The organism is Sulfitobacter marinus (assembly GCF_900116285.1).
GTDB lineage: Bacteria > Pseudomonadota > Alphaproteobacteria > Rhodobacterales > Rhodobacteraceae > Sulfitobacter > Sulfitobacter marinus.
In genome coordinates, this window is the sequence record NZ_FPAJ01000002.1 from 655,684 (window position 1) to 679,903 (window position 24,220).

Consider the following 24,220-nt stretch of genomic DNA (forward strand, 5'->3'; position numbering starts at 1 on the left):
CCTTCCTTGTGGGGGCGGTTAGCCAGCCCCGAATATTTCGCCTACAAATCCGGTTAGATCGCTCATGGTGTTAAGCGTTATGCCGTTTTTGCCCACGGGTTTTCCACCTGCGGGCGCAATGGCGCTGGTAAAACCAAGTTTTTGCGCTTCTTTCAACCTATTTTCCGTCTGAGTGGCGGGTCTTAGGGCACCTGACAGGCTTATTTCCCCGAAAACAACTGTTTCCGCAGGCAACGCTACGTCCTCGCGGGCGCTGAGCAGGGCGGCGGCCACAGCCAGATCGGCGGCGGGTTCGGAAATCTTCATGCCGCCTGCGACGTTCAGATAAACATCAAGCCCGGCAAATGGGATGCCGCAGCGCGCCTCGAGCACGGCTAGAATCATCGCCAGACGTCCGCCGTCCCAGCCCACAACCGTGCGCCGCGCCTGCGAATGGGGCGAGGGGGCAACGAGCGCCTGCAATTCGCACAAAACGGGCCGCGTCCCTTCGATACCCGCGAACACCACGGACCCTGCGGCAGGTTCGCCGCGTTCAGACAGGAAATGCGCGGAGGGGTTGGTAACCTCGGCCAGCCCTTGGCCGGTCATCTCGAACACGCCGATTTCGTCCGCAGGGCCAAAGCGGTTTTTGACGGCGCGCAGAATGCGGAACTGGTGGCCGCGTTCGCCTTCGAAATAGAGCACGGTATCGACCATATGTTCGACGACGCGGGGGCCTGCGATCTGGCCGTCTTTGGTGACGTGGCCGACAAGGATCACCGACACGCCGGTGCGTTTGGCGAAATTGGTCAGCTCATGCGCCGAGGCACGGACCTGCGACACCGAACCGGGCGCGCTTTCGACGTTGTCGGCCCACATGGTCTGGATGGAATCGATGATCGCCAGATCAGGGCGCTCGGCCTCGAGTGTGGTCAGGATGTCGCGCAGGTTGGTTTCAGCGGCCAGTTTTACCGGCGCATCCGTCAGGCCCAACCGCTGCGCGCGCATGCGCACTTGTGCGGAGGCTTCTTCGCCGCTGACATAGATCGTTTTTAACCCGCTGCGGGCAAAATGCGCGGCAGCTTGCAACAGCAGGGTGGATTTCCCGATGCCCGGATCACCGCCCACCAGAATGGCTGATGCCGCCACCAACCCACCGCCCAGAACGCGGTCAAGTTCGGCAATGCCGGACTGGCTGCGCGGCGGCGGGGATTCTTTGGTGGTCAGGTCGGTGAGCACCATGGCCGAGCCGCGTTTGGCCCCCAGTGTTTTGCTGGGCGGGCCGGCGGAGATGCCTTTGTCTTGCTCAATGGTGTTCCATTCGCCGCAGCCATCGCAGCGACCGGACCACTTGTTGAAACTCGCACCGCAAGACGTGCATGAAAATGTGACGGGGGTTTTTGCCATGCGCCTTTTTGGCCGACAGCGCGGGCAAGGTCAAAGCAAAAGAATAGTTTAGGTGGCGGCTTCTTGCGCGGGTTGGTTTTGTTGAGTTTTCCGGGCGATCCACAGGGACATCAGGATGCAACCGGTAAAGAGATAAAGCCCCCAAGCCACTTCGATCCGGCCAAAGCCGATGCCCTTGGCCAGCGTGATATAAAGCGCGATCAAAAACACATCGGCCATGGCGAGTTTGCCGACGACTGCCAGCGCGGGCAGTGCGCGTGGGCCGAGCAGGTTGAATTGCACCAAGGCCAGCCCCAAGGTTTTCAGGTAGGGTGCGATGAAGGCAAAGACTGTCACGACCAGCGCCAGAAAAATGTCAGATGCCCAAAGCGCGCGAACCCCGCTGAAAACCGATATTTCAGTTAGGCCAAAGAGCGGCAGCACCCCCGCCCGCATCAGTGGTGCCGCCCAAGCGATGGGGTAGAGGATGAGCAGGGACAGGTTCAGCGCGCGTAGCATGGGGGTGTCTTAAGGCAGGAGGCGCATGCGCGCCATTTGATTTTTGCGATCTGCTGGATGCAGATCGGTGCCTTCGGCGAGGATATTTAAGAGCCAGAGAAGAGGAAGGGCCGAAGCTGTTCGTCGCGGGCAGTGGACGTTTGGGCGGTGGTGAGCATCAGGGCCACCAACGCGGGGTCAAGTTCGCGGCAGCATGCCGGTTGTGGCGATGTGCGCCACTAGTGCCGTAAGATAGATTACGTTAGATATACCCGATCATAGCGCGCACTAAGTGATGTCAGGATTTCATACCCAATGGTGCCGGCGAATTTCGCAATGGTGTCAACGGATTGATGCTGGCCTATCAGTTGCAGCTGCGCGGGGGTATCGTCTAGATCGGTGACATCTACGGTGATCAGATCCATTGACACGCGGCCCACCACGGGCAGCTTGCGCCCTTCATGCGTCAGGGTTGCACCGCTGCCCATGGCGCGGATCAAGCCATCCGCGTAGCCGCCAGACACGGTAGCGATCTGCGAGGGGCGCGCCGCTGTCCACGCACAGCTATAGCCGACAGAATCCCCCTGATCCACATCGCGGACTTGAATGACTGGCAGATCGAGGGTGATCACAGGGCGGGCATCGATAAAGGGCAAACCGCCATACAGCCCGATGCCGGGGCGGGTCAGGTCAAAATGATAGTCTTTGCCCAGCAGGATGCCGCCGGTGGCGCTGAGAGACAGGGGTACCTCGACGCCGGCGGTCATCTCGCGGAAGACTTCAAGCTGGGCGGCGTTCATGGGATGGCCGGGGTCATCTGCACAGGCCAGATGGGATATGACCATGACCGGGTTTTGCGACAATGCGATGTCGCGCAGCGCGCTCCATTCGGCAGGGTCCATGCCAAGCCGGTTCATGCCTGTGTTCAGTTGAATGCCAAAGGGGTGGCCGGGCAGGGTTTCGACATGGCCGATCATCTGATCGACGGAATTGATCATCGGGGTCAGGTTGGCCTGACCGATCATATCAGCGTCACCGGGCATATGGCCGGAAAAAACGCTGATGCGGGGGCCTGACCCCAGCACGCGGCGCAGGGCGACACCTTCTTCGGCGACGGCAACAAAGAATTCGCGTGCCCCTTCGGCAGCAAGGGCGGGGGCCACGCGGTCAATACCCAAGCCGTAGGCGTTCGCCTTGACGACGGCACCGGTTTCACAACCGCTCAGGCGGTTCAGCGCGTGCCAATTGGCGGTCAGCGCCTTGAGATCAATGGTAAGCTTAGCTGTTGTCATGGTTTTTGTTTCGACCGGATGTGCGCCCGCGTCAAGCACCAGACCGCAAGAGGCGCGTGAAATCGCTCAGATTATGGTGCATCGGTGCGGCCCTTTGAGGGGGAAAAGATGTTATGCCACGCGGGCAAGACATAAAACTGCAATGCTATGGGTGATAAGGGGGCCATAGAAACTATGGGGGCCGATCGGTGCCGGGTCTTGCCTTGTGGCCTTGTGTAGTGCCGCAGCGGCATTTTCGTGTTTGTCTTGCAGGATGAAACGAACTCGGTAGCTTGCTCCTGACAATAGTCAGGGTGCGCAAAGTGCTCGGTTCAAAAAGGGAGGAACCAACAATGTTGTTCAAAGGATCTAAACTCATACCCGCGGTTACGGTCATTGCAGGCGTCGCCGCGCCGATGGCTTGGGCGGAAAACCGGGTCGATACGCAATTACCCAACGCGCCGGAACTGGCCGCGTATGGTGAGATGGCGGTTGGCGTGCGCCAGATCGATCTGGTTCATGCCGACCAGATCAATATTCTTGCAATCGATCCCGCTGCAGACAAGCCCGAGACGCTGCCGACCTATGATCGCCCGCTGGCGGTTGAGGTCTGGTATCCGGCCGCCAATGGGGCCACCGGCGACACCGCGTTCAACGCATATCTGCGCGATGGGACAACCGAAGTCACGCTGAACGGTCAGGCGATGCGCAATGCAGATCCGGCGGCGGGTGCGGCTTACCCACTGGTGATCGTATCCCACGGCTATCCGGGCAACCGCTTTTTAATGTCGCATCTTGCGGAAAACATTGCCTCCAAAGGCTATGTGGTGGCTGCGATTGATCACACGGATTCGACCTATCGCACCAAGGCGGCGTTCGGGTCGACATTGGTTAACCGGTCCTTGGATCAGTTGTTTGTGCTGGATGAAATGGCGCGGCTGTCCGCTGACGACGGATCGTTCCTGAACGGTTTGGTTAACGCCGATACCGCTGGCATCGTGGGCTATTCGATGGGCGGGTATGGCGCGATTATCACCTCTGGTGGTGGCGTGACCGAAGGTTCAGTCGCCTATAGCTGGGGCGGCCCGCACGGGACTTTGGCGATCCACCAAGCCGGGACTGACACGCATAACGCACTGCCCGATCCCCGCATCAAAACCGCCGTGGCGATTGGCCCTTGGGGCATGAACACCGGGTTCTGGAATGCCGAAGGATTGTCTGGCATCAAAATTCCGATGCTGTTCATGGCCGGATCGCAAGACATGACATCGCTGTATGAAAAAGGTGTCCGCGCGATCTGGGAAAACGCGAGCAATACCAATCGCAGCCTGCTGACATTCGAAAACGCGGGCCATAATGCGGCGGCACCGATCCCGGCACCTGCGGAATCCTACCGCCACGACGAAGGATTGGGCTTTAACGTCTCGGCGCATTACACCGATCCGGTTTGGGATCAGGCGCGCATGAACAACATCACCCAGCATTTCGTGACCGCTTGGATGGATAACTACCTCAAGGGCGACGCGACCGCGGGCGAATACCTTGATCTGGTTGAGAATTCCAATGATGGGGTGTGGTCCATGAACGATGATGGCACGCCCAAGGAAGATCACAGCTATTGGAAAGGGTTCGACAAGGACACTGCCAAGGGTTTACGCTTTGAGGTCAAAGCACCTGAGTAAACCTGAAAAGGAAAAGCTGATGACGCGACTGCGCATCATGTTTTCGCACGCTGCCGTCGCCCTATTGGCGGTGGCGTGCGGTGTTGGCGTGATAGCGCTGACGATTTACGCCCCCGTTTGGGTTTGGGCGCTGGTCCCCTTGGGGATCGGCGCGCAGATGCTGAACGAATACAATCTGCACCGCTATGTATTCCACCTGCCGCCGCCCAAGCAGCAATGGGCGTTTGATCTGCTTTATGTCGCGCATTACGGCCACCATGATTTTCCCACAAACACGCGGCTGTTTTTCGTCCCGATCTGGGTCGCCTTGCCGATGTTGGTTGTGAACAGCTTGGCTTTATGGGCGGTCTTGGCGCTGCTTGGTGTCGCGCAGGCGCTTTGGATCGCGGTTGCCGTTGTGCCCGTGGGCGGGGTGCTGACATTTCTGGCATACGAATGGTTTCACATGACAGCACATTTGAACCTGCCCAAAACGCGGATTGAGCGTTATGTGACCACGCTGCACAATCAGCATCATTTCCGTGACTTCAGCAAATGGTTCCACGTCAGCCCCGGCGGCGAAGTGATCGACCGCGCAATGGGCACCGCGATTGACCGCGATGCTTTGAAACACCAGCAACGTATTGAATTTATCCGTACCTTGGGCCTGCGCCCCGACGATCCGCGCCTTGTTGCGGCGCGGGGCCGGTTTGCGGCGAAATACAGCCTAACCGACGCAGAGATTGCCCGCGCGGCGGTGGTGTGATCTGATTTTAAAGGCTGATTAAGGCAGAGCCGGTGGGATCAGAACTCCTGATCGCCGCCATCGTTGTTTTGCCATGGCTTCACCAAGTTGCCAAAGCGGGTAAAGCGTCCCTCAAAGCTGAGATCGACCGTGCCAATCGGCCCGTGCCGCTGCTTGCCGATCACAACTTCGGCGCGGCCGTGCAGACGCTCCATCTCTTCTTGCCAGATCGCCATCTTGTCCAGCTCGTGATCGCCGGGTTTTTCGCGTTCTTTGTAGTATTCTTCGCGGAACACGAACATGACGACGTCCGCATCCTGTTCGATCGACCCGGATTCACGCAAATCCGACAGCTGCGGGCGTTTGTCTTCGCGGTTTTCCACCTGGCGCGACAGCTGGGACAGGGCGATCACGGGAATGTCTAATTCCTTGGCGATGGCCTTTAGGCCCATGGTGATCTCGGAAATCTCGTTCACACGGTTGTCGCTTTTGCCTGTGCCACGCACCAGCTGAAGATAGTCGATGATCAACACATCCAACCCGTGCGTCCGTTTAAGCCGCCGCGCACGTGCGGCCAGTTGGCTGATCGGCAGGGCGGGCGTATCATCGATATATAGCGGGCAGGCCTCAAGCGCCTTGGCGGCATCCACGAAACGGCGGAATTCGACTTCGGTCATGTCACCTGAGCGGATCTGCTGCGAGGGGATCTCCGATGCTTCGGACAGGATCCGCGCGGCAAGCTGCTCGGCGCTCATCTCAAGGCTATAAAAGCCCACAACGCCGCCATCTACAGCGCCTTCGGTGCCATCATGCAAGATGCCGCGGCGATAGGCCTTGGCCACGTTAAAGGCGATGTTGGTGGCAAGCGACGTTTTACCCATCGAGGGACGACCGGCGAGGATCAAAAGGTCAGAGCGGTGCAAGCCCCCCAGTTTTTTATCCATATCGATCAGGCCCGTAGAGACGCCCGACAGGCCCCCGTCGCGCTGATAGGCAGCGTTGGCCACGTTAACCGCATCCGTGACCGCCTTGAGAAAGCTTTGAAATCCGCTTTCTGTCTGGCCTTGCTCGGCCAGCTTGTACAGTTGCTGTTCCGCCTCGACGATCTGCTCACGCGGTTCTGACATCACGTCGACCTGCGCGGCCTTGGCGGAAATGTCTCGGCCCAGCTGGATCAAATCGCGGCGCACCGCCAGATCATAGATCATCTGCGCATAATCACGCACCGCAAAGGCGCTGATCGCAGCACCGGCAAGACGCACCAGATAGGCGGGCCCGCCCAGTTCTTTTAGCCCTTCGTCATCCTCCATAAACGCCTTGAGCGTGACGGGGGAGGCAAGGTTGTTTTTCGCAATCCGCGCGCTGGCAATTTCGAAAATCCGGGCGTGAACGGGGTCGTAAAAATGCTTGGGGCCGATGATCGACGCGACACGGTCGTAGATATCGTTATTGGTCAGAATCGCGCCCAGCAGTTGCTGCTCGGCCTCGATCGAATGGGGCATGGTTTCGGGTGCTTGAACCGTCAGATCACTGGTGTTGATGCTGGAAATCTCGTTCATTTACCTTGTACCCCACTGATTGTGCCCCGGAACCTCGGACTTAACCGAACCGATAGGGCCGCTGCAAATTGTATAAGATTGTATAACTTGTGGATAACCCTGCGGTAGCCAAATCATACAGCATTTTGCGGAAAATAATAGACCAACTACCAGATGGGGTAGGGGCTTTATGATTTTTTCCGCGCGTCCTGCCATTCCTTGGGGGCATTCAAAAACACTTCAACCTCGCTTAGGGTTTCTGCATCAAACGATTTTTGGGCTTTGGCCTCGGCCAGAACATCCCACCAAGTGCACAGGCTGTGCAGGCTAACGCCATGGTCGCCCAAGGTCTTTTCGGTTTGCGGAAAGATGCCGTAGTAAAAGATCACAGCCGTATGTGCACAGGTGGCCCCGGTCTCACGGATTGCATCGACAAAGCTGATTTTTGATCCGCCATCGGTGGTCAAATCTTCGACCAGCAAAACACGCTGGCCTTCGGTCATTTCCCCTTCGATGCGCGCGTTCCGGCCATAGCCTTTGGGCTTTTTGCGCACATAGGTCATGGGCAGGGCCATCCGTTCGGCAACCATCGCGGCAAAGGGGATGCCGGCCGTTTCGCCGCCTGCGATATTGTCAAATGCCTCGAACCCGGCCTCGCGCATGACGGTGACGGTCAGAAAATCCATCAAGGTCGCCCGAATGCGCGGATAGCTGATTAGCTTACGGCAATCGATATACGTCGGGCTTGGAAGGCCCGAGGCCAGCGTAAACGGCTCTGCAGCGTTAAAATGCACAGCCTTAATCTCTAGCAGCATCCGCGCCGTCAAACGCGCCATTTCGGTAGAATCGGGATAGCTGGTCGGGATCATCTGGGTCTCTTTCTTCTAGGGGGCCTATGGCTTCTCTGGCTTTCAAATATCCTCGCCGAAGGCATAAAGTCTATGCCAATGGCCGTTCAATCTAAAGCAGCGCTCCAATTTAGCGGCATCATCGGATCAAACACGGTTACAGGCCCTTCGGGCGTGTCTATGTGGTCGGGGTATGTGGCAGGCGTGCGGGTCAATGTCATGGTTTGGCTGTTTGCGGGCAATCCGTAGAACGCAGGACCGTTCAGCGATGCGAAGCCTTCAAGCTTGTCCAGCGCGCCGTCTTGTTCGAACACTTCCGCAAGGATCGACATGGTGTTGGGCGCGGTAAAACACCCAGCACAGCCGCAGGGCAGCAATTTATTGGCATCCGTATGGGGGGCTGAATCCGTTCCGAGGAAAAAACGTGCATCGCCCGATGTCGCCGCTTTGCGCAGCGCCAGCCGGTGGGCTTCGCGTTTGGCAACAGGCAGGCAATAGTAATGCGGCTTGATCCCCCCGGCGAGGATATGATTGCGATTGATGACCAGATGATGGGTGGTGATCGTCGCGCCCAGATTCTCGCGCGCCGAGCTTACGTAATCGGCGGCATCCGCTGTGGTAATATGCTCCATCACCACCTTAAGTCCTTGGTGACGTTTGCGGATCGGGTCCATCACACGCTCAATAAACACGGCCTCGCGGTCAAAGATATCAACTGCTGGGTCAGTCACTTCGCCATGGGTACACAAGGGCAGGCCAATTTCTGCCATGCGTTCCAGCACAGGGGCGACCTTGTCGAAATCCGTGACACCGCTGGCCGAATTGGTGGTTGCACCGGCAGGGTAAAGTTTGACGGCGGTGATCAAACCGCTGGCATGGGCCGCCGCGACATCGTCTGGATCGGTATCCTCGGTCAGGTACAGCGTCATCAGAGGCGTAAAATCGGCACCTTCGGGTAGGGCGGCCATAATCCGATCGCGGTAGGCTGCTGCATCCGCACCGCGCACCACCGGAGGCACCAGATTTGGCATGATGATGGCACGGGCGAAATGGGCCGTGGTATGCGGCAGCACCGCGCGCAGCATATTTTCGTCACGCAGGTGCAGGTGCCAATCATCGGGGCGTCGAAGCGTCAGTGTCTGTGTCATGGCGATCAGCTAGCACAGAGGTCTGATCCGCGCCAGAGGGCATGAAAATTACCCCGCAGGCTGTACGCGGGGCCCGTACACGCGTCGCGCCTTATGCCGTCGCGCTGTCGTCAGAGACCTCTGGGGTATCACGCGCCATTGCAGCAGGATCTGTTGCGTCTTCTACGGCTGCGACGGGCTCTTCCGCCGGGGCTGGGTTTTGTGCCTCTGCCTCTTGTCTCAGCTCGGCTTCGATCGCTCTTTGCCGGCGAGAGAACCGTGGCGCTTGCATCCGTGCATTCACATAGCGGCACAGGCTTAGGATCAGTATCTTGCGATCCTGCGCCTCTAGGGTGGCAAGCAGGGACTTCAAATATTTGCGGTAATCACGCCGCGCGCGGTACAGTTTGGCAAAGCTGGATGCATTCAACTGGCCATCGGCCGCAAGTTTGAGCAATGCTTCAAGCTGGTCGATCTGCAATAGTTCGCTTTGTAAGGCGACACCCATATGGGCCATGCGAAACTTGGTCACGTTGGGCCGGGTGAACAGCGCGGCATGCATCGCATCCAACGTCACTTTGGGATCATATAGAACAAAGGCATGTGCCGCAGCATCCAGCATGTCCGGCGCATATCCAAAGCGCGACGTGAAATCGGTGCGGCGCATTTCGACAAACCGGTCGTCCCATTCCGTCACCCGCGGGTCCAATGTGGCTTGGGGTTGGATCATCACAACCTGCGCGCCGGGGGACGCGACCGAATACGCCGCCGCCGCATAGCCGCCAGGCCCTGCACCGTAAAAGATAACCCGTTCGAATTTATCAAAAAATCCGTCATCAATGAATTTGTCAAAGCGATCATAAACCGCCGGATCGCGAAACCATGTGTCGCCTTCGCTGGCAATGCACAGATGCGACCAGCCATAGCTGCGCACCATTTCCCACCCCAAGGGATGTGACATCTCGGACAAAGCGCGCATGCCATTTACCGTCTCGAATGTCACCAGCAAGGTGGGTTTGCGTTCCACAAAGATTGCGTAATGCGCATCGCCAAGGTTCTCAAAGAAACCGTCTTCCTCGGCGACTTCGGACAGGGCCAGCAACCAGTCGTCTTTTTGCAGCCCTGTCAGGGGGGCGTCGATCGTGAAAGGTGCGTCGATCATTGTTGCGTCCTTATTCGATAATATGCGCGTTTTTTGCATTGTTAACCAAAGTTAGCGGTTCAATACGGCATAAATGCGGTAAATGCATGAGACTTTAGGGCAAAAATGGGCCAATTTCGCTGCGGCTGCGCGCAAAGGCGTACATGTGGGGGCGGTGTAAGTAGGGTCGATCTTTCGCCAAACTTGCCTTGGCTCTTGACCATATGGCATCAGAATGCACCTTTGGTGCCTCAAAGGGGACGCCATGACAGATATATCGTCGATTGATGCGGTGCAAACCATGCTTGAGGGGCAGGGCTATGTATGTGGACGCGCGTTGGGCACAGTCGTCTTCCTCAGTTTGACCCTTGGCCGTCCATTATTCCTCGAAGGTGAGGCGGGCGTTGGTAAGACCGAGATCGCCAAGGCACTGGCCGCGGGGCTGAACCGCAAACTGATCCGGCTGCAATGCTACGAGGGGCTTGATGCGTCCTCTGCCGTATATGAATGGAATTTTCCGGCGCAAATGGTCGCGATCCGCACCGCCGAAGCCGCCGGCGATACCTCGCGCACGGCATTGACGACCGAGCTTTTCAGCGATGATTTCCTGATTGAGCGCCCTTTGCTCGAGGCCATGCGCCCGGACGACCGCGGCGCGCCCATTTTGTTGATTGACGAAGTGGACCGCACCGATGCCCCGTTCGAGGCTTTCCTTCTTGAGGCGCTCAGCGATTTTCAGGTGACTATCCCGGAATTGGGCACGATCAAAGCGCCGGAACCGCCGATCGTGATCCTGACCTCGAACCGCACCCGCGAGGTACATGACGCTCTTAAACGCCGCTGCCTCTATCACTGGGTCGACTACCCCGATTTTGACCGGGAAATAGAGATCCTCGCCGCCCGCGCCCCCGAAGCCTCCACATCGCTTAGCCGCGAAGTCGTTGCCTTTGTTCAGCAGTTGCGGACCGAAGACCTGTTCAAGAAACCCGGTGTGGCGGAAACCATCGACTGGGCAAAATGCCTGCTGGCACTGGATGTGATCAACCTAAGCCCCGAGGTCATCGCCGACACGCTCGGCGCAATCCTGAAGTACCAAGACGACATCGCCAAACTTCACGGCTCAGAGGCCAAGCGCATCCTCGACCAAGCTCAAGCGTCGCTCGACCCCGCGATATGATGTCTCTTCCAATTCCAAATGGGGATAAATCCTCGGGGGTTTGGGGGCAGACAGCCCCCATGACGTAATAATTATGGTCGAACTTCCCGAACTCGAACTCCCCGACAACCCCAAACTCGCGGGCAACATCACACATTTCGCCCGCGCATTACGGCGGGCAGGGCTGCCCATTGGGCCGGGTCGGGTCATTGACGCCATCCGCGCGGTCGAAGCGGCAGGCTTTACCGATAAGGTCGATTTTTACTGGACGCTTCACGCCTGTTTCGTGAACCGCCCCGAACATCGCCGGGTGTTTGCGCAACTGTTCCGGCTCTATTGGCGTGACCCGCGCTACCTTAAACATATGATGGCGGCGATGCTGCCCGCCGTCCGCGGCGTCCAAGAAGACCGTCCCGCCCAAGCTGCGGAAAAACGCGCGGCGGAGGCGTTGCTGGATGGCGCGCAGGCCCCCGAGAATGAGGGGGAGGAAAAAGAACCCGAGGAAACACTGGTCGAGGTTGACGCCAGCCTGACCATGTCCACCCAAGAACGTCTGCGCACGCTTGATTTCGAACAGATGAGCCTTGCCGAGATGGCAGAGGCCAAGCGGATGCTGGCGCGGCTGAGCTTGCCGGTGAAACCCATGCCCTCGCGGCGCAGCATGACATCGCCGCAAGGGCGCATTGATGTGCAGAAAACCATGCGCGCGGCGTTGCGGCGTGGGGGCGATATGGACAAGCTGGCGTTTAAACAGCCGCGCCCGCGCTATCCCAATCTGGTTGTGCTTTGCGACATCTCAGGCTCGATGAGCCAATATTCCCGCGTTGTGCTGCATTTCCTGCACGCTGTCAGCAATGCCAAGGGGGCCGGGTGGGCCAAGGTGCATGCTTTTACCTTTGGCACGCAGCTGACGAATATCACCCGCCATCTGGCCACCCGCGATGTTGATGCAGCCCTCAAGGCTGCTGGCGCGCAGGCGCAAGACTGGGAAGGCGGCACGCGCATCGGGTCTTGTATCGAGGCGTTCAATCGCGACTGGTCGCGGCGGGTTATGGGGCAGGGGGCCGTAGTGTTGCTGATCACCGACGGGTTGGATCGTGACAACCCTGATGATCTGGCGCGTCAGATGCAGCGGTTACACCTGACGGCGCGGCGGCTGATCTGGTTGAACCCGCTGCTACGCTGGGACGGTTTTGCCCCCAAGGCGGCGGGCATTCGCGCAATGCTGCCGCATGTGGACAGTTTTCGGGCGGGCCATTCCATCGCGTCGCTCGAAGAGCTGGCCGCCGTGATTTCCCGCCCGGATGATATGGGCGAGAAAGCACGGCTTATGGGAATGATGGATTAGGCGAAGGTCTCGGCAAATGTGCCGCGATAGGTTGCGCTTAGTTCGGCCAGCGGGGCTGTGACACCGCCAATGCTGACCTGATCACCGCCGAATTTACCGACGCTTTCCAGATGCAATCCGGCCTGAGACGCGGCAATCATCAGCGCTTCGGCTTGGTCAAAGTTGCAGGCGATCAGATAGCGGGCCTGATCTTCGCCAAACAAGGTTTGCGTGTCAGCGGAATCAAGCGAGACACCGATACCAGCCTCTTCGGCCAGTTCGAACGCGGCGAGGGCAAGACCGCCGTCAGACAAGTCGGTACAGGCTTTGATCATCTCACGGTTGTTGCGGATGAATTCACCGTGGGCTTTTTCAGCCGCCAGATCGACCTTGGGTGCGTCGCCGTCGCGGCGGTTGAACACTTCCAGCAGCAGGGCAGATTGGCCCAGATGACCCTCAGTCGCGCCCAGAACCAGCGCCACATGGCCGTCGCGCACGTCTTTGCCGATGATGTCGTCGATATGGTTCAGCAGACCCACAGCGCCGATTGTGGGCGTGGGCAAGATGCCTTTGCCGTCGGTTTCATTGTACAGCGACACGTTGCCCGACACGATGGGCATATCCAGCGCCGACACGGCCTCACTGATGCCTTTGATCGCGCAAACGAACTGGCCCATGATCTCGGGCTTTTCTGGGTTGCCAAAGTTCATGTTGTCGGTGGTTGCCAAGGGCAGGGCCCCAACGGCGCAGAGATTGCGATAGGCTTCGGCGACGGCTTGTCTGCCGCCCTCGAATGGGTTTGCTTTGACATAGCGTGGCGTCACGTCTGACGTGAATGCGATGGCTTTGTCGGTGCCGTGGACTCGCACGATACCTGATCCCAGACCGGGGGTGCGGGCGCTGTCGCCCATGACCATGGTGTCGTATTGTTCGTATACCCACGCTTTGGATGCGTAGTTCGGGCTGGCCAGCAGGGCGCGCAGCCCGTCGATCGGGTCAATGCCCGGCACATCGGAAAGCGGCTCGACCGCGGGTGTTTCGACCCAGGGGCGGTCGTATTCGGGGGCGTTTCCGGACAGCGCTTTCAGTGGCAGGTCGGCTTTGACCTCGCCGTTGTGCACGATCAAGAAGCGGTCTTCTGCGATGGTTTCACCGACGATGGCAAAATCAAGATCCCATTTGTCGAAGACAGCTTTGGCTTCGGCCTCAAGCTCGGGGCGCAGCACCATCAGCATGCGTTCCTGGGATTCGGATAGCATCATCTCATAGGCGGTCATGTTCAATTCGCGGGTCGGTACCTTTTCAAGGTCCAGACGCACACCAAGGTTGCCCTTGTCGCCCATCTCAACGGCGGAACAGGTCAGGCCCGCCGCGCCCATATCTTGAATCGAGATCACCGCACCGGTGGCCATCAATTCAAGCGTCGCTTCCATCAGACGCTTTTCGGTGAAGGGGTCGCCGACTTGGACTGTGGGGCGTTTGTCTTCAATCGTGTCATCAAATTCGGCCGATGCCATTGTAGCACCACCCACACCGTCGCGGCCTGTTTTCGCACCAAGATAGACAACGGGCATGCCAACGCCGGAGGCCGCAGAATAGAAAATCTTGTCCGTGTCGGCCAGACCCGCAGCGAAAGCATTTACAAGGCAGTTGCCATCATAGGCGGTGTCAAAGCGGACCTCGCCGCCGACAGTTGGAACGCCAAAGCAGTTGCCATAGCCACCAACACCCGCGACCACACCATGCACTAGCTGGCGTGTCTTGTGATGTTCGGGGGAGCCGAAGCTGAGAGAGTTCATCGCCGCGATGGGGCGCGCGCCCATGGTGAAGACATCGCGCAGAATGCCGCCAACGCCGGTTGCTGCACCCTGATATGGTTCGATGTAGGAGGGGTGGTTGTGGCTTTCCATTTTGAAGACCAGCGCCTGACCATCGCCAATATCGACGATGCCAGCGTTTTCGCCCGGACCGCAAATGACCTGTGGCCCCTCAGTCGGCAGCGTGCGCAGCCATTTCTTGGAGGATTTATACGAACAATGTTCGTTCCACATCGCCGAGAAAATACCAAGCTCGGTAAAAGTCGGTTCGCGTCCGATGATATCAAGCAGGCGCTTGTATTCTTCGTCGTTGATCCCGTGGCTTGCGATAAGCTCTGGCGTGATGGCTGGTTCGGTCATGGTGCGGATATCCCCCTGGCAGATATGGCGGTACTCTTAGAGTAAGGCTGCCGCGGGGAAAAGAGCCAAAGGACGGCTGAGTGATTGCCAAAAAAAAGGCCGAGCATAAAGCTCGGCCAAGTCCAACAGGGAGGTATGAAGTGACAGCCCGAGGGCGTCTGTCTTCATACTGCCCAATTAGGTGGCACCTGTGCATGGATCAAGGCTGAAGTTTGAAAAACGCGGCATGTCCGCTATGCGAAAAACGCATAGCTATTCGCTGCGGCGGTCCCGCAGGTGTTTGCGGTGGGTGATAATCTCGTCTTGGACAAAGTCTTTGAAGGCCGCGACACGTTTAGAAGCACGCAATTCTTCGGGGTAGGCCAGAAAGACCGGTACATCTGCCGACTCAGTGTCGGGGAGCACTTGCACAAGGTCCGGGAAATCTTCGGTCAGGTAATCTGGCAAAACCCCGATCCCAAGATGGTGGATGACCCCTTGAAGAACGCCGAAATAGTTGTTCACGGTCAACATGGATCGCACGTCATGCATCATAAGCTGCTGCACAAGGGTCAAACCGGCATTTACCTGATCGCTTTCGGTGCTTTGGCAGATCAACCGGTGCTCTGACATATCCTCGATCCGTTGCGGTGTGCCGTGTTCGGCCAGATAGGTCGGAGATGCGTAAAGGCACATTTTGATCATCATGAGTTTTTTGCGAACCAGATCGGCCTGAGAGGGCTCTTTCATGCGGATTGCGACATCGGCTTCGCGCATAGGCAAATCCAGAACGCGTTCTTCCAGCATCAGGTCGACTTTAAGGTCGGGGTATTTCTCATACAACTTGGGCAGGCGCGGGGCGAGCCATAGGGTGCCGAAACCCGTGGTCGTTGTGACGCGCAATTCGCCAAAGACTTCCTCTTCGCTGTCGCGAATGCGGGCGGCAGCTGTGTCCAGCCGTTTGCTCATCGCGACGGTGGCGTCAAACAACAGCTCGCCCTGTTCGGTCAGAATCAGGCCACGGGCGTGACGGTGGAACAGATTGGTGTTTAACTGTTCCTCAAGACCGCGAATTTGCCGACTGACGGCGGATTGCGACAGGTTCAACTTATCACCGGCATGGGTCAGGCTGCCGGCATCTGCGACAGCGTGAAAAATCCTGAGCTTGTCCCAATCCATGAGGACTTCCTTTTTTAAGGATGATCTTTACCAAAGAGCACCGTTTTTGCGCCAAGTGCGCTTTAAAAACAACCCTTAGCAATGGTGCAGTGCAAACTAGCGCAGGAAAGATGAATATCCCATTGTTTATGTCGATTATTTCATCGTTTCGTCTGAGGGGCGTCGGAAGACGACGCTAGACAGGTCAGCTTTTATGACCTAGATTGATGTATATGGATCAATCGCTCGTACGGGAGGACGCGCCATGGGTACCCAAAAGATTTCTTTGAATGATCGGTTCGACTTGGAAAAGTCCCCCGTTTTGCTGAACGGTACGCAGGCGTTGGTGCGTATGATGATGATGCAAAAGGCGCGTGACCGGGCCGCAGGGTTGAACACTGCTGGATATGTGACCGGGTATCGTGGATCGCCGTTGGGTGCCGTTGATTTGCAGATGGAACGCGCGGCCAAGCCTTTGGCTGAATATGACGTGCTGTTCGAGGCTGGGTTGAACGAAGATCTGGCCGCGACTGCCCTTTGGGGCAGCCAGCAGGCTGAATTGCGGGGCGAAGGAAAATACGATGGTGTCTTTGGCCTTTGGTACGGCAAGGGGCCGGGGGTGGACCGTTCGGGCGATGTGATGCGCCACGCCAATATGGCAGGATCGTCCAAGCACGGCGGTGTGTTGATGGCGATGGGCGATGACCATACCGGTGAATCCTCGACCGTGCTGCACCAATCGGAATGGGCAATGGTTGATGCCTATATGCCCGTGGTCAGCCCGGCAGGCGTGCAAGAGATACTGGATTACGGCATCTATGGCTGGGCGCTAAGCCGTTTCAGCGGCCTTTGGGTCGGCCTGAAGACGATGAAGGACACGGTCGAGGCAACGTCTGTCGTCAATGGTGATCCCAACAGAATGAAATTGGTCACGCCGCAATTCGACATGCCCGACGGGGGGCTGAACATTCGTTTGGTGGATACGCCGCATCTACAAGAATCGCGAATGATCGATCACAAACGCTATGCCGCCGAGGCATTCAGCCATGCCAATAAGATGGATAAACGCATGTGGGGTAAACGCGGGGCCAAAATCGGCATCGCGGCGGCGGGCAAAAATTGGCTGGACGTGATCCACGCCATGAGTTTGCTGAACATCGACGAAAACGAAGCCGAACGTTTGGGGATCACCCTTTACAAGATCGGCCAGACCTTCCCCTTGGATATGAAGGGTTTCCACGCCTGGGCCGAGGGCCTTGATCTGGTGATTGTGGTCGAGGAAAAGCGCAAGCTGATCGAGGTACAGATCAAAGAGGCGTTGTTTTCGGACACCCATCGGCGTGTCTATGGGTGGCACAAGGGGGGTGGTGCCGGGATGGAGCATGGCGAGGAGCTGTTCCCGACGCGCGGCGCGCTTGATCCGATCTGGATTGCGGAAAAGCTGGGCGATATCTTTATCGAAGAAGGCCGCAATACCGATGGCATCAAAGCGGGGATGGAGGCGCTGGATACAGCGCGCCGCGCCGATAACGCCGAAGATATTGCGGCACGTGTGCCCTATTTCTGCTCGGGCTGTCCGCATAATTCGTCCACCAAATTGCCCGAGGGCAGCCGCGCGTATGCGGGGATTGGGTGCCATTATATGGTGCAATGGATGGATCGTGAAACCACAGGTTTCACCCATATGGGGGGCGAAGGCGCGAACTGGATCGGTGAATCGCATTTCTCGACCCGCGAACATGTGTTCCAGAACCTAGGCGACGGGACCTATAACCATTCGGGTATTCAGGCGATCCGCGCCGCAGTGGCGGCAAAGACCAACATCACCTATAAAATCCTATACAATGATGCGGTTGCCATGACTGGCGGCCAGCATAACGAAGGCGATCTGGACGCGCCGCGCATTGTCGCCGAATTGCAAGCCATGGGCGTGAAGAACATCGCCGTCGTCTATGACGAGAAAGAAGACGTAGATGCCGCCGCATTTAATGGTGTGCCCATGTACGAGCGTGCCGATCTGCAAACGGTCCAAGAGGATTTCACCAAGCACAAAGGCGTCAGTGCCATCGTCTATATCCAGACCTGTGCTGCTGAAAAGCGTCGCCGTCGCAAGCGGGGGTTGTTTCCTGACCCCGACAAGCGCGTGTTTATCAATACGGATGTTTGCGAGGGTTGTGGCGATTGCGGGGTGCAATCCAACTGTGTGTCTATCGTTCCGGCCGAGACCGAACTGGGGCGCAAGCGGGCGATTGATCAATCCTCCTGCAACAAGGATTTTTCCTGCGTCAAAGGGTTCTGCCCGTCTTTCGTAACCCTTGAGGGCGCGAAGATCCGCAAAGACCCGACGACCGAGGTGAAAATCCCTGATCTGCCATTACCTGCGTTGCCCGCGATTGACGGCACGTTCAATGTCGTGATTACCGGCGTGGGCGGTACGGGGGTTGTGACCATCGGTGCCGTGCTGGCGCAGGCCGCACAGATTGACGGCAAGGGCGCTGGGATGATGGAGATGGCAGGCCTTGCCCAAAAGGGTGGCGCTGTGCACATCCATTGCCGTCTGGCCAACCGCCCGGAAGACATTAGCGCCATCCGCGTGGCCACGGGCGAGGCGGATGCACTGATTGGTGGCGATCTTGTGGTGTCTGCGGGGACCAAAACGCTGGGTCTGACCCGCGCTGGGCGCACAGGCGCAGTAGTGAATTCGCATCAGATCATCACAGGCGATTTCACCCGTGATACCGAGTTCAAGATGCCCTATGACCGCCTGACCCTCGCGCTTGAGGCGCGGCTGAAAGACGACGTGGCGCTGTTTGACGCATCTGATCTGGCCAAGGCGACGCTGGGGGATTCGATCTATTCCAACATGATGATATTTGGTGCTGCATGGCAAAAAGGGCTGGTCCCGCTGTCGTTGGAGGCGCTGCAAGACGCTATTCGGCTGAACGGGGCCGCTGTTGAGCGGAACCTGAAAGCGTTCGAGTTGGGCCGTTGGGCGGTGCTGCATCCCGCAGAGGCCGCGCAGGTCATAACGCCGAATGTTGTGCAACTGCCCAAGACGCTGGACGACCGCATTGCCTTTCGGATTGATCACCTGAAGGCCTATCAGGGCAACGGGCTGGCCAAACGTTATGCCAAGATGTTGGAGCCTGTCACGGACAAAGGGCTGAAAGAAGCCATGGCCTTGGGCTATCATAAGCTGTTGTCTTATAAGGATGAATATGAAGTCGCGCGGCTGCTGAAAACAACCCGCGACAAGGTGAATGCCGAATTCGATGGCGACCCCAAGATCACCTTTAACCTCGCGCCGCCGATGCTGTCGAAAACCGGTGCGGATGGCCGCCCGATGAAACGCGCCTTTGGCGAATGGTTGGAAATGCCCCTTACCGTGCTGAAACGGTTCAAGTTCCTTCGGGGCACGCCGTTTGATCCCTTTGGCCGGACCGAGGAACGCCGGATGGAGCGCGCGTTGATCAAACAATACGAGGCCGACATGAAGGACGTACTGCCGAGGCTGACGGACGACACCCGCGATGCCATTATCGCACTGGCCGAATTGCCACTGCAAATCCGGGGCTTTGGACCGGTCAAACAGGCAAACGAGGCAAAAGCGGCCAAACGGCGAGAGGAATTGCTGAGCGTGATCCGCGCAGGGGGCACCACAACGTCAAGAGCGGCAGAATAGGGCGGGCTGTCATGTGGATGTCATAATACCGGCATATGGCGGAGCCGTTATTCAGTAAGGAGCCTTAGATGGGCCAGCTCAAGCCGCTTTCTGCCCGCGAGATCAGTTATGCCTATTCGGCCCGCAGCAAACCGGGCCGGGCTTTTATCCGCTTGATGGAAAACTCTACGGGCAGATTGGGGCTGATCAAACGCGCCTCGGGCTATGAGCAGGACATGGCGGCGGGCGGATGCTTTTTCGATGTGATGGCGCGGCGCTATGGGCTGAGCTTGGATGTGGTTGGCGGCGGCTTGGACCGCATTCCAGCCACGGGCCCGGTGATTTTTCTGGCCAATCATCCCTACGGCATTCTGGATGGGTTAATGTTGGGCCATATCATGTCCCGCACGCGGCCTGACTTTAAGATCATGGCGCATTCGGTTTTCAATCGCGCACCGGATTTGGCCCAGCATCTGCTGCCCATCAGCTTTGAGGAAACCAAAGAGGCGCTTGCCCTGAACCTGCGCACGCGCAAGACCGCGTTGGATTATTTGGGGCAGGGCGGGGCCGTCGGCGTCTTTCCCGGCGGCACGGTCAGCACCGGCACACGCCCGTTTTCCAAGCCGATGGATCCCAGTTGGCGGAGCTTTACCGCGCGGATGATCGCAAAGTCGCAAGCTGTTGTTGTGCCTATCTATTTCGACGGGCACACCAGCCGTATGTTCCAGATCGCCAGCCATCTGCACAGCAGTTTGCGTATGGGATTGTTGATCAAAGAGTTCCGCAAACGCGTCGATACCCCAGTGCGTGTTGTGATCGGCGAGCCGATTGGCAGAAACATCCTGAACCCTTTGGTAAAAGACGCAAAAGCGATGATGGATTTCCTGCGCAAAGCCACGTATGAGTTGTCCTTGGACCCGGTCAAAACCTTTGATTTGGGATTTGAGTTTGAAAATCGGCATCGTGCCGACAGGTGACGGCAAGAAAACATGGCAGTTGGTATTTTCGATTCGGGCCTTGGCGGGCTGACCGTTTGGGACGCTGTGCAGGCGCAGTTGCCCGATGTGGATTTCGTTTATCTGGCCGATAGCGCCCATGCGCCATATGGGGTGCGGACGGCGGATGACATCTATAATCTGACGGTTGCCGCAACCCAGCGGTTGTTTGACGCAGGCTGTGATCTGGTGATTTTGGCCTGCAATACCGCATCGGCGGCCGCCTTGCGGCGGATGCAGGAATCCTGGGTGCCGTCGGATAAACGCGTTTTGGGTGTTTTCGTGCCCCTGATCGAGGCGATGACCGAACGCGAATGGGGCGATAATTCCCCGCCACGCGAGGTGGACCTGAAACATGTCGCGTTGTTTGCAACGCCTGCGACTGTCGCAAGCCGGGCATTCCAGCGCGAACTGGCATTCCGGGCGATTGGTGTCGACGTCGAGGCACAGGCCTGCGGCGGAGTCGTAGATGCGATTGAGGAGGGCGATTTTATCCTCGCCGAAGCACTGGTGCGCAGCCATGTGGATGCCTTGCAACGCAAGATGCCACATCCTGAGGCTGCCATTCTGGGCTGTACGCATTATCCGCTGATGGAAGACACCTTTCGCGATGCGCTTGGGCCCGATGTCAAAGTGTTCAGTCAGGCCAATCTGGTGGCGCGCAGTCTGGGCGATTACCTGAAACGGCATCCCGATATGATGGGGACCGGCACGGCCGCGTTCCTGACCACTGGTGACCCCAAGAAAGTCAGCAGCCGCGCGACGCAATTCTTGCGACGACCGCTGACATTTCAGGCCGCATAACACTCTTTACTTCTTTTCCGAACGGAACCCGACATAATGTATAATATCGCAATTCTTGGTGCCTCAGGGTACACAGGTGCTGAACTGATCCGGCTGATCGCCGGTCATTCATCCATGAAAATCAAGGCTTTGGGGGCAAATTCCAAAGCGGGGCAAACGATGGCCGAGGTGTTCCCCCATCTGCGCCATATGGATGTGCCCGCGCTGGTAACCATCGACGAGATTGATTTTTCAGACATTGATCTGTGCTTTTGCGCATTGCCGCATAAAACCAGCCAGGAGATCATCGCCGCACTGCCGAAAGACTTGAAAATTGTGGACCTGTCCGCCGATTTCCGGCTGCGTGACCCCGAGGAATACACCAAATGGTACGGCAATCCTCATGTAGCGCTTGAGCAGCAGAAAGAGGCGGTTTACGGGCTGACCGAATTCTACCGCGACGAGATCAAGAACGCGCGGCTGGTTGCCGGCACCGGCTGTAATGCAGCCACGGGCCAATTTGCGCTGCGGCCGTTGATTGAAAAGGGCGTGATCGATCTGGATGATATCATCCTTGATCTGAAATGTGCCGTGTCTGGCGCGGGGCGGTCGCTCAAGGAAAATCTGCTGCATGCGGAGTTGTCCGAAGGGTATCACGCATATGCCGTCGGTGGCACGCACCGGCATCTGGGCGAATTTGATCAGGAATTTTCAGCCGTCGCTGGCCGCCCTATCAAAGTGCAGTTCACGCCGCATTTGATCCCCGCCAACCGCGGTATTCTGGCAACCGTTTACGTCAAAGGCGACGCGCAGGTGATCCATGATACCTTGGCCGCCGCCTATGCGGACGAGCCGTTTATCGAGGTGCTGCCCATGGGTGAAGCGCCCAGCACGCGGCATATTCGCGGGTCAAACTTTTGCTATATCGGCGTGGTTGCTGACCGGATCGACGGGCGCACGATTGTGGTTGCTGCGCTGGATAACCTCACGAAGGGGTCAAGCGGGCAAGCGTTGCAAAATGCCAATCTGATGTTAGGTATCGAAGAGACTGAGGGGCTGATGATGGCCCCGCTATTTCCCTGAGGGTGTATGAAAAGTCTTAAGAAACAGCGTCGGATTCAGGTGATCGCAGTGGCGGTGGTGGCCTTGGTGCTATCCACCGCATTGATCGGTTATGCGATGCGCGATGGCATTAACTTTTTCCACGCACCCAGTCAGGTGATCGCAGAACCACCCGGCCCGAACGAGGTATTTCGGATCGGAGGTCTGGTTGTGGATGGCTCGTTGGTACGGGGTGATGGCGAAACAATCCGTTTTTCCGTGACGGATGGCGGGGCGACCATTCCTGCGACCTATACCGGCGTACTGCCCGATCTTTTTGAGGAAAACCAAGGCATGGTTGGCACGGGGCGCTACATTAACGGTGTCTTTGAAGCGACTGAAATCCTTGCTAAACATGACGAGACATATATGCCCAAAGAGGTCATTGACGCGTTGAAAGACCAAGGCGTCTACGTCGAGCCTGAGAGCTAGGACCGAACGGGCTGCTTTTCATACGTTAACGAAAGACCTTGAACCTTTGCGACATTGAAACGCGCGAGGGATAGTCAGATGAGTTCGGTCAAAGACATCGCAAGGGGTATCGTTGCCCGTGAAGGCGGGTTCGTGAGCGATCCCGATGATCCGGGCGGGGTCACGAATTTTGGCGTCACACTTCATACACTGCGCCGTCTGGGCGTTGATTTGAACGATGACGGCGCAGTGGATCAGCGTGACTTGCGCCAACTGACGCAGGACGATGCCGTTGATATCTTTATCCAGCATTATTTTCACGCGCCTCAGATCGCGGGCCTGCCCGAGGCGCTGCAGGCCAGCGTGTTCGACATGTATGTGAATGCGGGGGGCAACGCAGTGAAAATCTTGCAGCGGCTTTTGCGGCGCATGGGCTATGATATTACCGTCGATGGCGCGCTTGGACCGCAAAGCCATTCGGCGGCCCATGATGCCTATACCCGCGCACCACAGCAGATGGTGGATGCCTACGGCATCGCGCGGCGGAACTATTATTTGCGACTGGCCGATCAACGCCCCGCCAGCCGCAAATATGCCCGTACAAGGGCAGGCGGCAAAGGCGGGTGGATCAAACGGGCCGAAGAATTCATCGCACCGGAATACCACCTGAGCCAATCAGCATTCAGCGAAAGGACAGCGTCATGGGGATGATCGACAAGGTGATCGGATTGGTATTCGGCAACAGCGGTGAAATGGTCCGCGACACAGTCGAGGTCTTCCGCGAAAACGCCGAGAAAGGCGCGCAGCGCTCTGCTGCGGCGCAGGATCAGGCGATGGCGCAATATGCCGCCGAGTTTGCGATTGAACGCAAGGGCGGGTTCGATCGCTTTATGGATGGGTTGAACCGGGTGCCACGCCCGGCGCTGGCGCTCGGTACGCTGGGGCTGTTCGTGGCCGCAATGGTTAACCCGATCTGGTTTGCGGCACGTATGCAGGGGATTGCGTTGGTGCCGGAACCGCTGTGGTGGTTGTTGGGCGTGATCGTGTCATTCTATTTCGGCGCGCGGCATCAGGTGAAAACCCAGGAATTCCAACGCTCTATCGTTCGCACGATTGCGCAAGTGCCTCAGGTCGTCGGCAATATCCGTTCAATCAACAAGCTGCGCCACGATTCCGTTCAGGTGGCGGCGACCGGACAGGATGCGGCCTTGTCACTTGCGGTGATTGAGGATGCTGAAAACCCCGCGCTTGAGGATTGGCGCAAAGCGGCGGGCTAGC

20 protein-coding genes are annotated in these 24,220 nt (G+C 57.8%); 11 read left to right on the forward strand and 9 right to left on the reverse strand.

What is annotated here, in order from left to right:
* Positions 1-18: 18 nt before the first annotated feature.
* The 3 genes from radA to alr all read right to left on the reverse strand — a co-directional run bounded on the left by radA (position 19) and on the right by alr (position 3,155).
* Positions 19-1,386: a DNA repair protein RadA gene (gene radA, locus BM347_RS08625; protein ID WP_093915999.1), complete on the reverse strand. Its 1,368-nt coding sequence runs from the start codon at positions 1,384-1,386 to the stop codon at positions 19-21.
* 48 nt (positions 1,387-1,434) lie between these two features.
* Positions 1,435-1,884: a paraquat-inducible protein A gene (locus BM347_RS08630; RefSeq protein WP_093916000.1), complete on the reverse strand. Its 450-nt coding sequence runs from the start codon at positions 1,882-1,884 to the stop codon at positions 1,435-1,437.
* A 236-nt stretch (positions 1,885-2,120) separates the two neighbouring features.
* Positions 2,121-3,155, reverse strand: a complete 1,035-nt coding sequence (alr, locus tag BM347_RS08635) for an alanine racemase (RefSeq protein ID WP_093916124.1) — start codon at positions 3,153-3,155, stop codon at positions 2,121-2,123.
* Positions 3,156-3,487: 332 nt separating this feature from the next.
* Between alr and BM347_RS08640 the strand changes: the two genes are divergently transcribed.
* The gene (locus tag BM347_RS08640; protein ID WP_093916001.1) at positions 3,488-4,816 is read left to right on the forward strand and encodes an alpha/beta hydrolase family protein; all 1,329 of its coding nucleotides are present in this window, start codon (positions 3,488-3,490) and stop codon (positions 4,814-4,816) included.
* A gap of 19 nt (positions 4,817-4,835) precedes the next feature.
* Complete coding sequence (locus BM347_RS08645; protein WP_093916002.1) at positions 4,836-5,561, forward strand: sterol desaturase family protein; 726 nt, start codon at positions 4,836-4,838, stop codon at positions 5,559-5,561.
* A gap of 38 nt (positions 5,562-5,599) precedes the next feature.
* Here BM347_RS08645 and BM347_RS08650 read toward each other — a convergent pair whose 3' ends face one another.
* The 4 genes from BM347_RS08650 to BM347_RS08665 form a co-directional block, all read right to left on the reverse strand.
* Entirely contained in the window at positions 5,600-7,099 is a 1,500-nt protein-coding gene (locus tag BM347_RS08650) for a replicative DNA helicase (protein ID WP_093916003.1), read from the reverse strand.
* Positions 7,100-7,266: 167 nt separating this feature from the next.
* Positions 7,267-7,947, reverse strand: coding sequence for an orotate phosphoribosyltransferase (locus BM347_RS08655; RefSeq protein WP_093916004.1), 681 nt, complete (start codon positions 7,945-7,947; stop codon positions 7,267-7,269).
* Between the two features lie 86 nt (positions 7,948-8,033).
* Positions 8,034-9,074, reverse strand: coding sequence for a dihydroorotase (gene pyrC / locus BM347_RS08660; RefSeq protein ID WP_093916005.1), 1,041 nt, complete (start codon positions 9,072-9,074; stop codon positions 8,034-8,036).
* Between the two features lie 91 nt (positions 9,075-9,165).
* Positions 9,166-10,215, reverse strand: coding sequence for a phosphoadenosine phosphosulfate reductase (locus BM347_RS08665; RefSeq protein ID WP_245764224.1), 1,050 nt, complete (start codon positions 10,213-10,215; stop codon positions 9,166-9,168).
* Between the two features lie 244 nt (positions 10,216-10,459).
* On the opposite strand from BM347_RS08665, the gene BM347_RS08670 reads away from it, so the two are divergent.
* Positions 10,460-11,371 carry an AAA family ATPase gene (locus tag BM347_RS08670; RefSeq protein ID WP_093916006.1) on the forward strand — a complete coding sequence of 304 codons (912 nt, stop codon included), beginning with the start codon at positions 10,460-10,462 and terminating at the stop codon, positions 11,369-11,371.
* Positions 11,372-11,444: 73 nt separating this feature from the next.
* Positions 11,445-12,698, forward strand: a complete 1,254-nt coding sequence (locus BM347_RS08675) for a vWA domain-containing protein (RefSeq protein WP_093916007.1) — start codon at positions 11,445-11,447, stop codon at positions 12,696-12,698.
* Here the strand turns inward: BM347_RS08675 and purL are convergent.
* Together purL and BM347_RS08685 are read right to left on the reverse strand one after the other, a co-directional pair.
* The gene (gene purL, locus BM347_RS08680) at positions 12,695-14,854 is read right to left on the reverse strand and encodes a phosphoribosylformylglycinamidine synthase subunit PurL (RefSeq protein WP_093916008.1); all 2,160 of its coding nucleotides are present in this window, start codon (positions 14,852-14,854) and stop codon (positions 12,695-12,697) included. The two genes, BM347_RS08675 and purL, sit on opposite strands and share 4 nt — an antisense overlap.
* 252 nt (positions 14,855-15,106) lie before the next feature.
* Positions 15,107-16,012, reverse strand: coding sequence for a LysR family transcriptional regulator (locus BM347_RS08685; protein ID WP_093916009.1), 906 nt, complete (start codon positions 16,010-16,012; stop codon positions 15,107-15,109).
* Between the two features lie 244 nt (positions 16,013-16,256).
* On the opposite strand from BM347_RS08685, the gene BM347_RS08690 reads away from it, so the two are divergent.
* The 7 genes from BM347_RS08690 (at position 16,257) to BM347_RS08720 (ending at position 24,219) form a co-directional block, all read left to right on the forward strand.
* A complete protein-coding gene (locus tag BM347_RS08690; protein ID WP_093916010.1) occupies positions 16,257-19,673 on the forward strand; it encodes an indolepyruvate ferredoxin oxidoreductase family protein in 3,417 nt (1,138 codons plus the stop codon).
* 68 nt (positions 19,674-19,741) lie between these two features.
* Entirely contained in the window at positions 19,742-20,629 is an 888-nt protein-coding gene (locus tag BM347_RS08695) for a lysophospholipid acyltransferase family protein (RefSeq protein WP_093916011.1), read from the forward strand.
* 12 nt (positions 20,630-20,641) lie between these two features.
* Positions 20,642-21,451, forward strand: coding sequence for a glutamate racemase (locus BM347_RS08700; protein ID WP_093916012.1), 810 nt, complete (start codon positions 20,642-20,644; stop codon positions 21,449-21,451).
* 36 nt (positions 21,452-21,487) lie between these two features.
* Positions 21,488-22,513 (forward strand): N-acetyl-gamma-glutamyl-phosphate reductase, encoded by a 1,026-nt coding sequence (gene argC / locus BM347_RS08705; protein WP_425442454.1) that lies wholly within the window; start codon positions 21,488-21,490, stop codon positions 22,511-22,513.
* A gap of 6 nt (positions 22,514-22,519) precedes the next feature.
* A complete protein-coding gene (gene ccmE / locus BM347_RS08710; protein WP_093916014.1) occupies positions 22,520-22,963 on the forward strand; it encodes a cytochrome c maturation protein CcmE in 444 nt (147 codons plus the stop codon).
* Positions 22,964-23,041: 78 nt separating this feature from the next.
* Entirely contained in the window at positions 23,042-23,653 is a 612-nt protein-coding gene (locus tag BM347_RS08715) for a holin-associated N-acetylmuramidase (RefSeq protein ID WP_093916015.1), read from the forward strand.
* Positions 23,644-24,219, forward strand: a complete 576-nt coding sequence (locus BM347_RS08720) for a holin family protein (RefSeq protein ID WP_093916016.1) — start codon at positions 23,644-23,646, stop codon at positions 24,217-24,219. Before BM347_RS08715 ends, BM347_RS08720 begins: the two co-directional genes overlap by 10 nt.
* Position 24,220 lies beyond the last annotated feature (1 nt).

Bases quoted from the DNA above. Each gene is read 5' to 3' on its own strand.
- BM347_RS08650 (WP_093916003.1), bottom strand. From the start codon at position 7,099: ATGAACGAGATTTCCAGCATCAACACCAGTGATCTGACGGTTCAAGCA.
- radA (WP_093915999.1), bottom strand. From the start codon at position 1,386: ATGGCAAAAACCCCCGTCACATTTTCATGCACGTCTTGCGGTGCGAGT.
- BM347_RS08675 (WP_093916007.1), top strand. From the start codon at position 11,445: ATGGTCGAACTTCCCGAACTCGAACTCCCCGACAACCCCAAACTCGCG.
- ccmE (WP_093916014.1), top strand. From the start codon at position 22,520: ATGAAAAGTCTTAAGAAACAGCGTCGGATTCAGGTGATCGCAGTGGCG.
- BM347_RS08670 (WP_093916006.1), top strand. From the start codon at position 10,460: ATGACAGATATATCGTCGATTGATGCGGTGCAAACCATGCTTGAGGGG.
- BM347_RS08685 (WP_093916009.1), bottom strand. From the start codon at position 16,012: ATGGATTGGGACAAGCTCAGGATTTTTCACGCTGTCGCAGATGCCGGC.
- argC (WP_425442454.1), top strand. From the start codon at position 21,488: ATGTATAATATCGCAATTCTTGGTGCCTCAGGGTACACAGGTGCTGAA.
- BM347_RS08695 (WP_093916011.1), top strand. From the start codon at position 19,742: ATGGGCCAGCTCAAGCCGCTTTCTGCCCGCGAGATCAGTTATGCCTAT.
- BM347_RS08645 (WP_093916002.1), top strand. From the start codon at position 4,836: ATGACGCGACTGCGCATCATGTTTTCGCACGCTGCCGTCGCCCTATTG.
- BM347_RS08665 (WP_245764224.1), bottom strand. From the start codon at position 10,215: ATGATCGACGCACCTTTCACGATCGACGCCCCCCTGACAGGGCTGCAA.
- BM347_RS08640 (WP_093916001.1), top strand. From the start codon at position 3,488: ATGTTGTTCAAAGGATCTAAACTCATACCCGCGGTTACGGTCATTGCA.
- BM347_RS08720 (WP_093916016.1), top strand. From the start codon at position 23,644: ATGGGGATGATCGACAAGGTGATCGGATTGGTATTCGGCAACAGCGGT.
- pyrC (WP_093916005.1), bottom strand. From the start codon at position 9,074: ATGACACAGACACTGACGCTTCGACGCCCCGATGATTGGCACCTGCAC.
- purL (WP_093916008.1), bottom strand. From the start codon at position 14,854: ATGACCGAACCAGCCATCACGCCAGAGCTTATCGCAAGCCACGGGATC.
- alr (WP_093916124.1), bottom strand. From the start codon at position 3,155: ATGACAACAGCTAAGCTTACCATTGATCTCAAGGCGCTGACCGCCAAT.
- BM347_RS08630 (WP_093916000.1), bottom strand. From the start codon at position 1,884: ATGCTACGCGCGCTGAACCTGTCCCTGCTCATCCTCTACCCCATCGCT.
- BM347_RS08655 (WP_093916004.1), bottom strand. From the start codon at position 7,947: ATGATCCCGACCAGCTATCCCGATTCTACCGAAATGGCGCGTTTGACG.
- BM347_RS08700 (WP_093916012.1), top strand. From the start codon at position 20,642: ATGGCAGTTGGTATTTTCGATTCGGGCCTTGGCGGGCTGACCGTTTGG.
- BM347_RS08690 (WP_093916010.1), top strand. From the start codon at position 16,257: ATGGGTACCCAAAAGATTTCTTTGAATGATCGGTTCGACTTGGAAAAG.
- BM347_RS08715 (WP_093916015.1), top strand. From the start codon at position 23,042: ATGAGTTCGGTCAAAGACATCGCAAGGGGTATCGTTGCCCGTGAAGGC.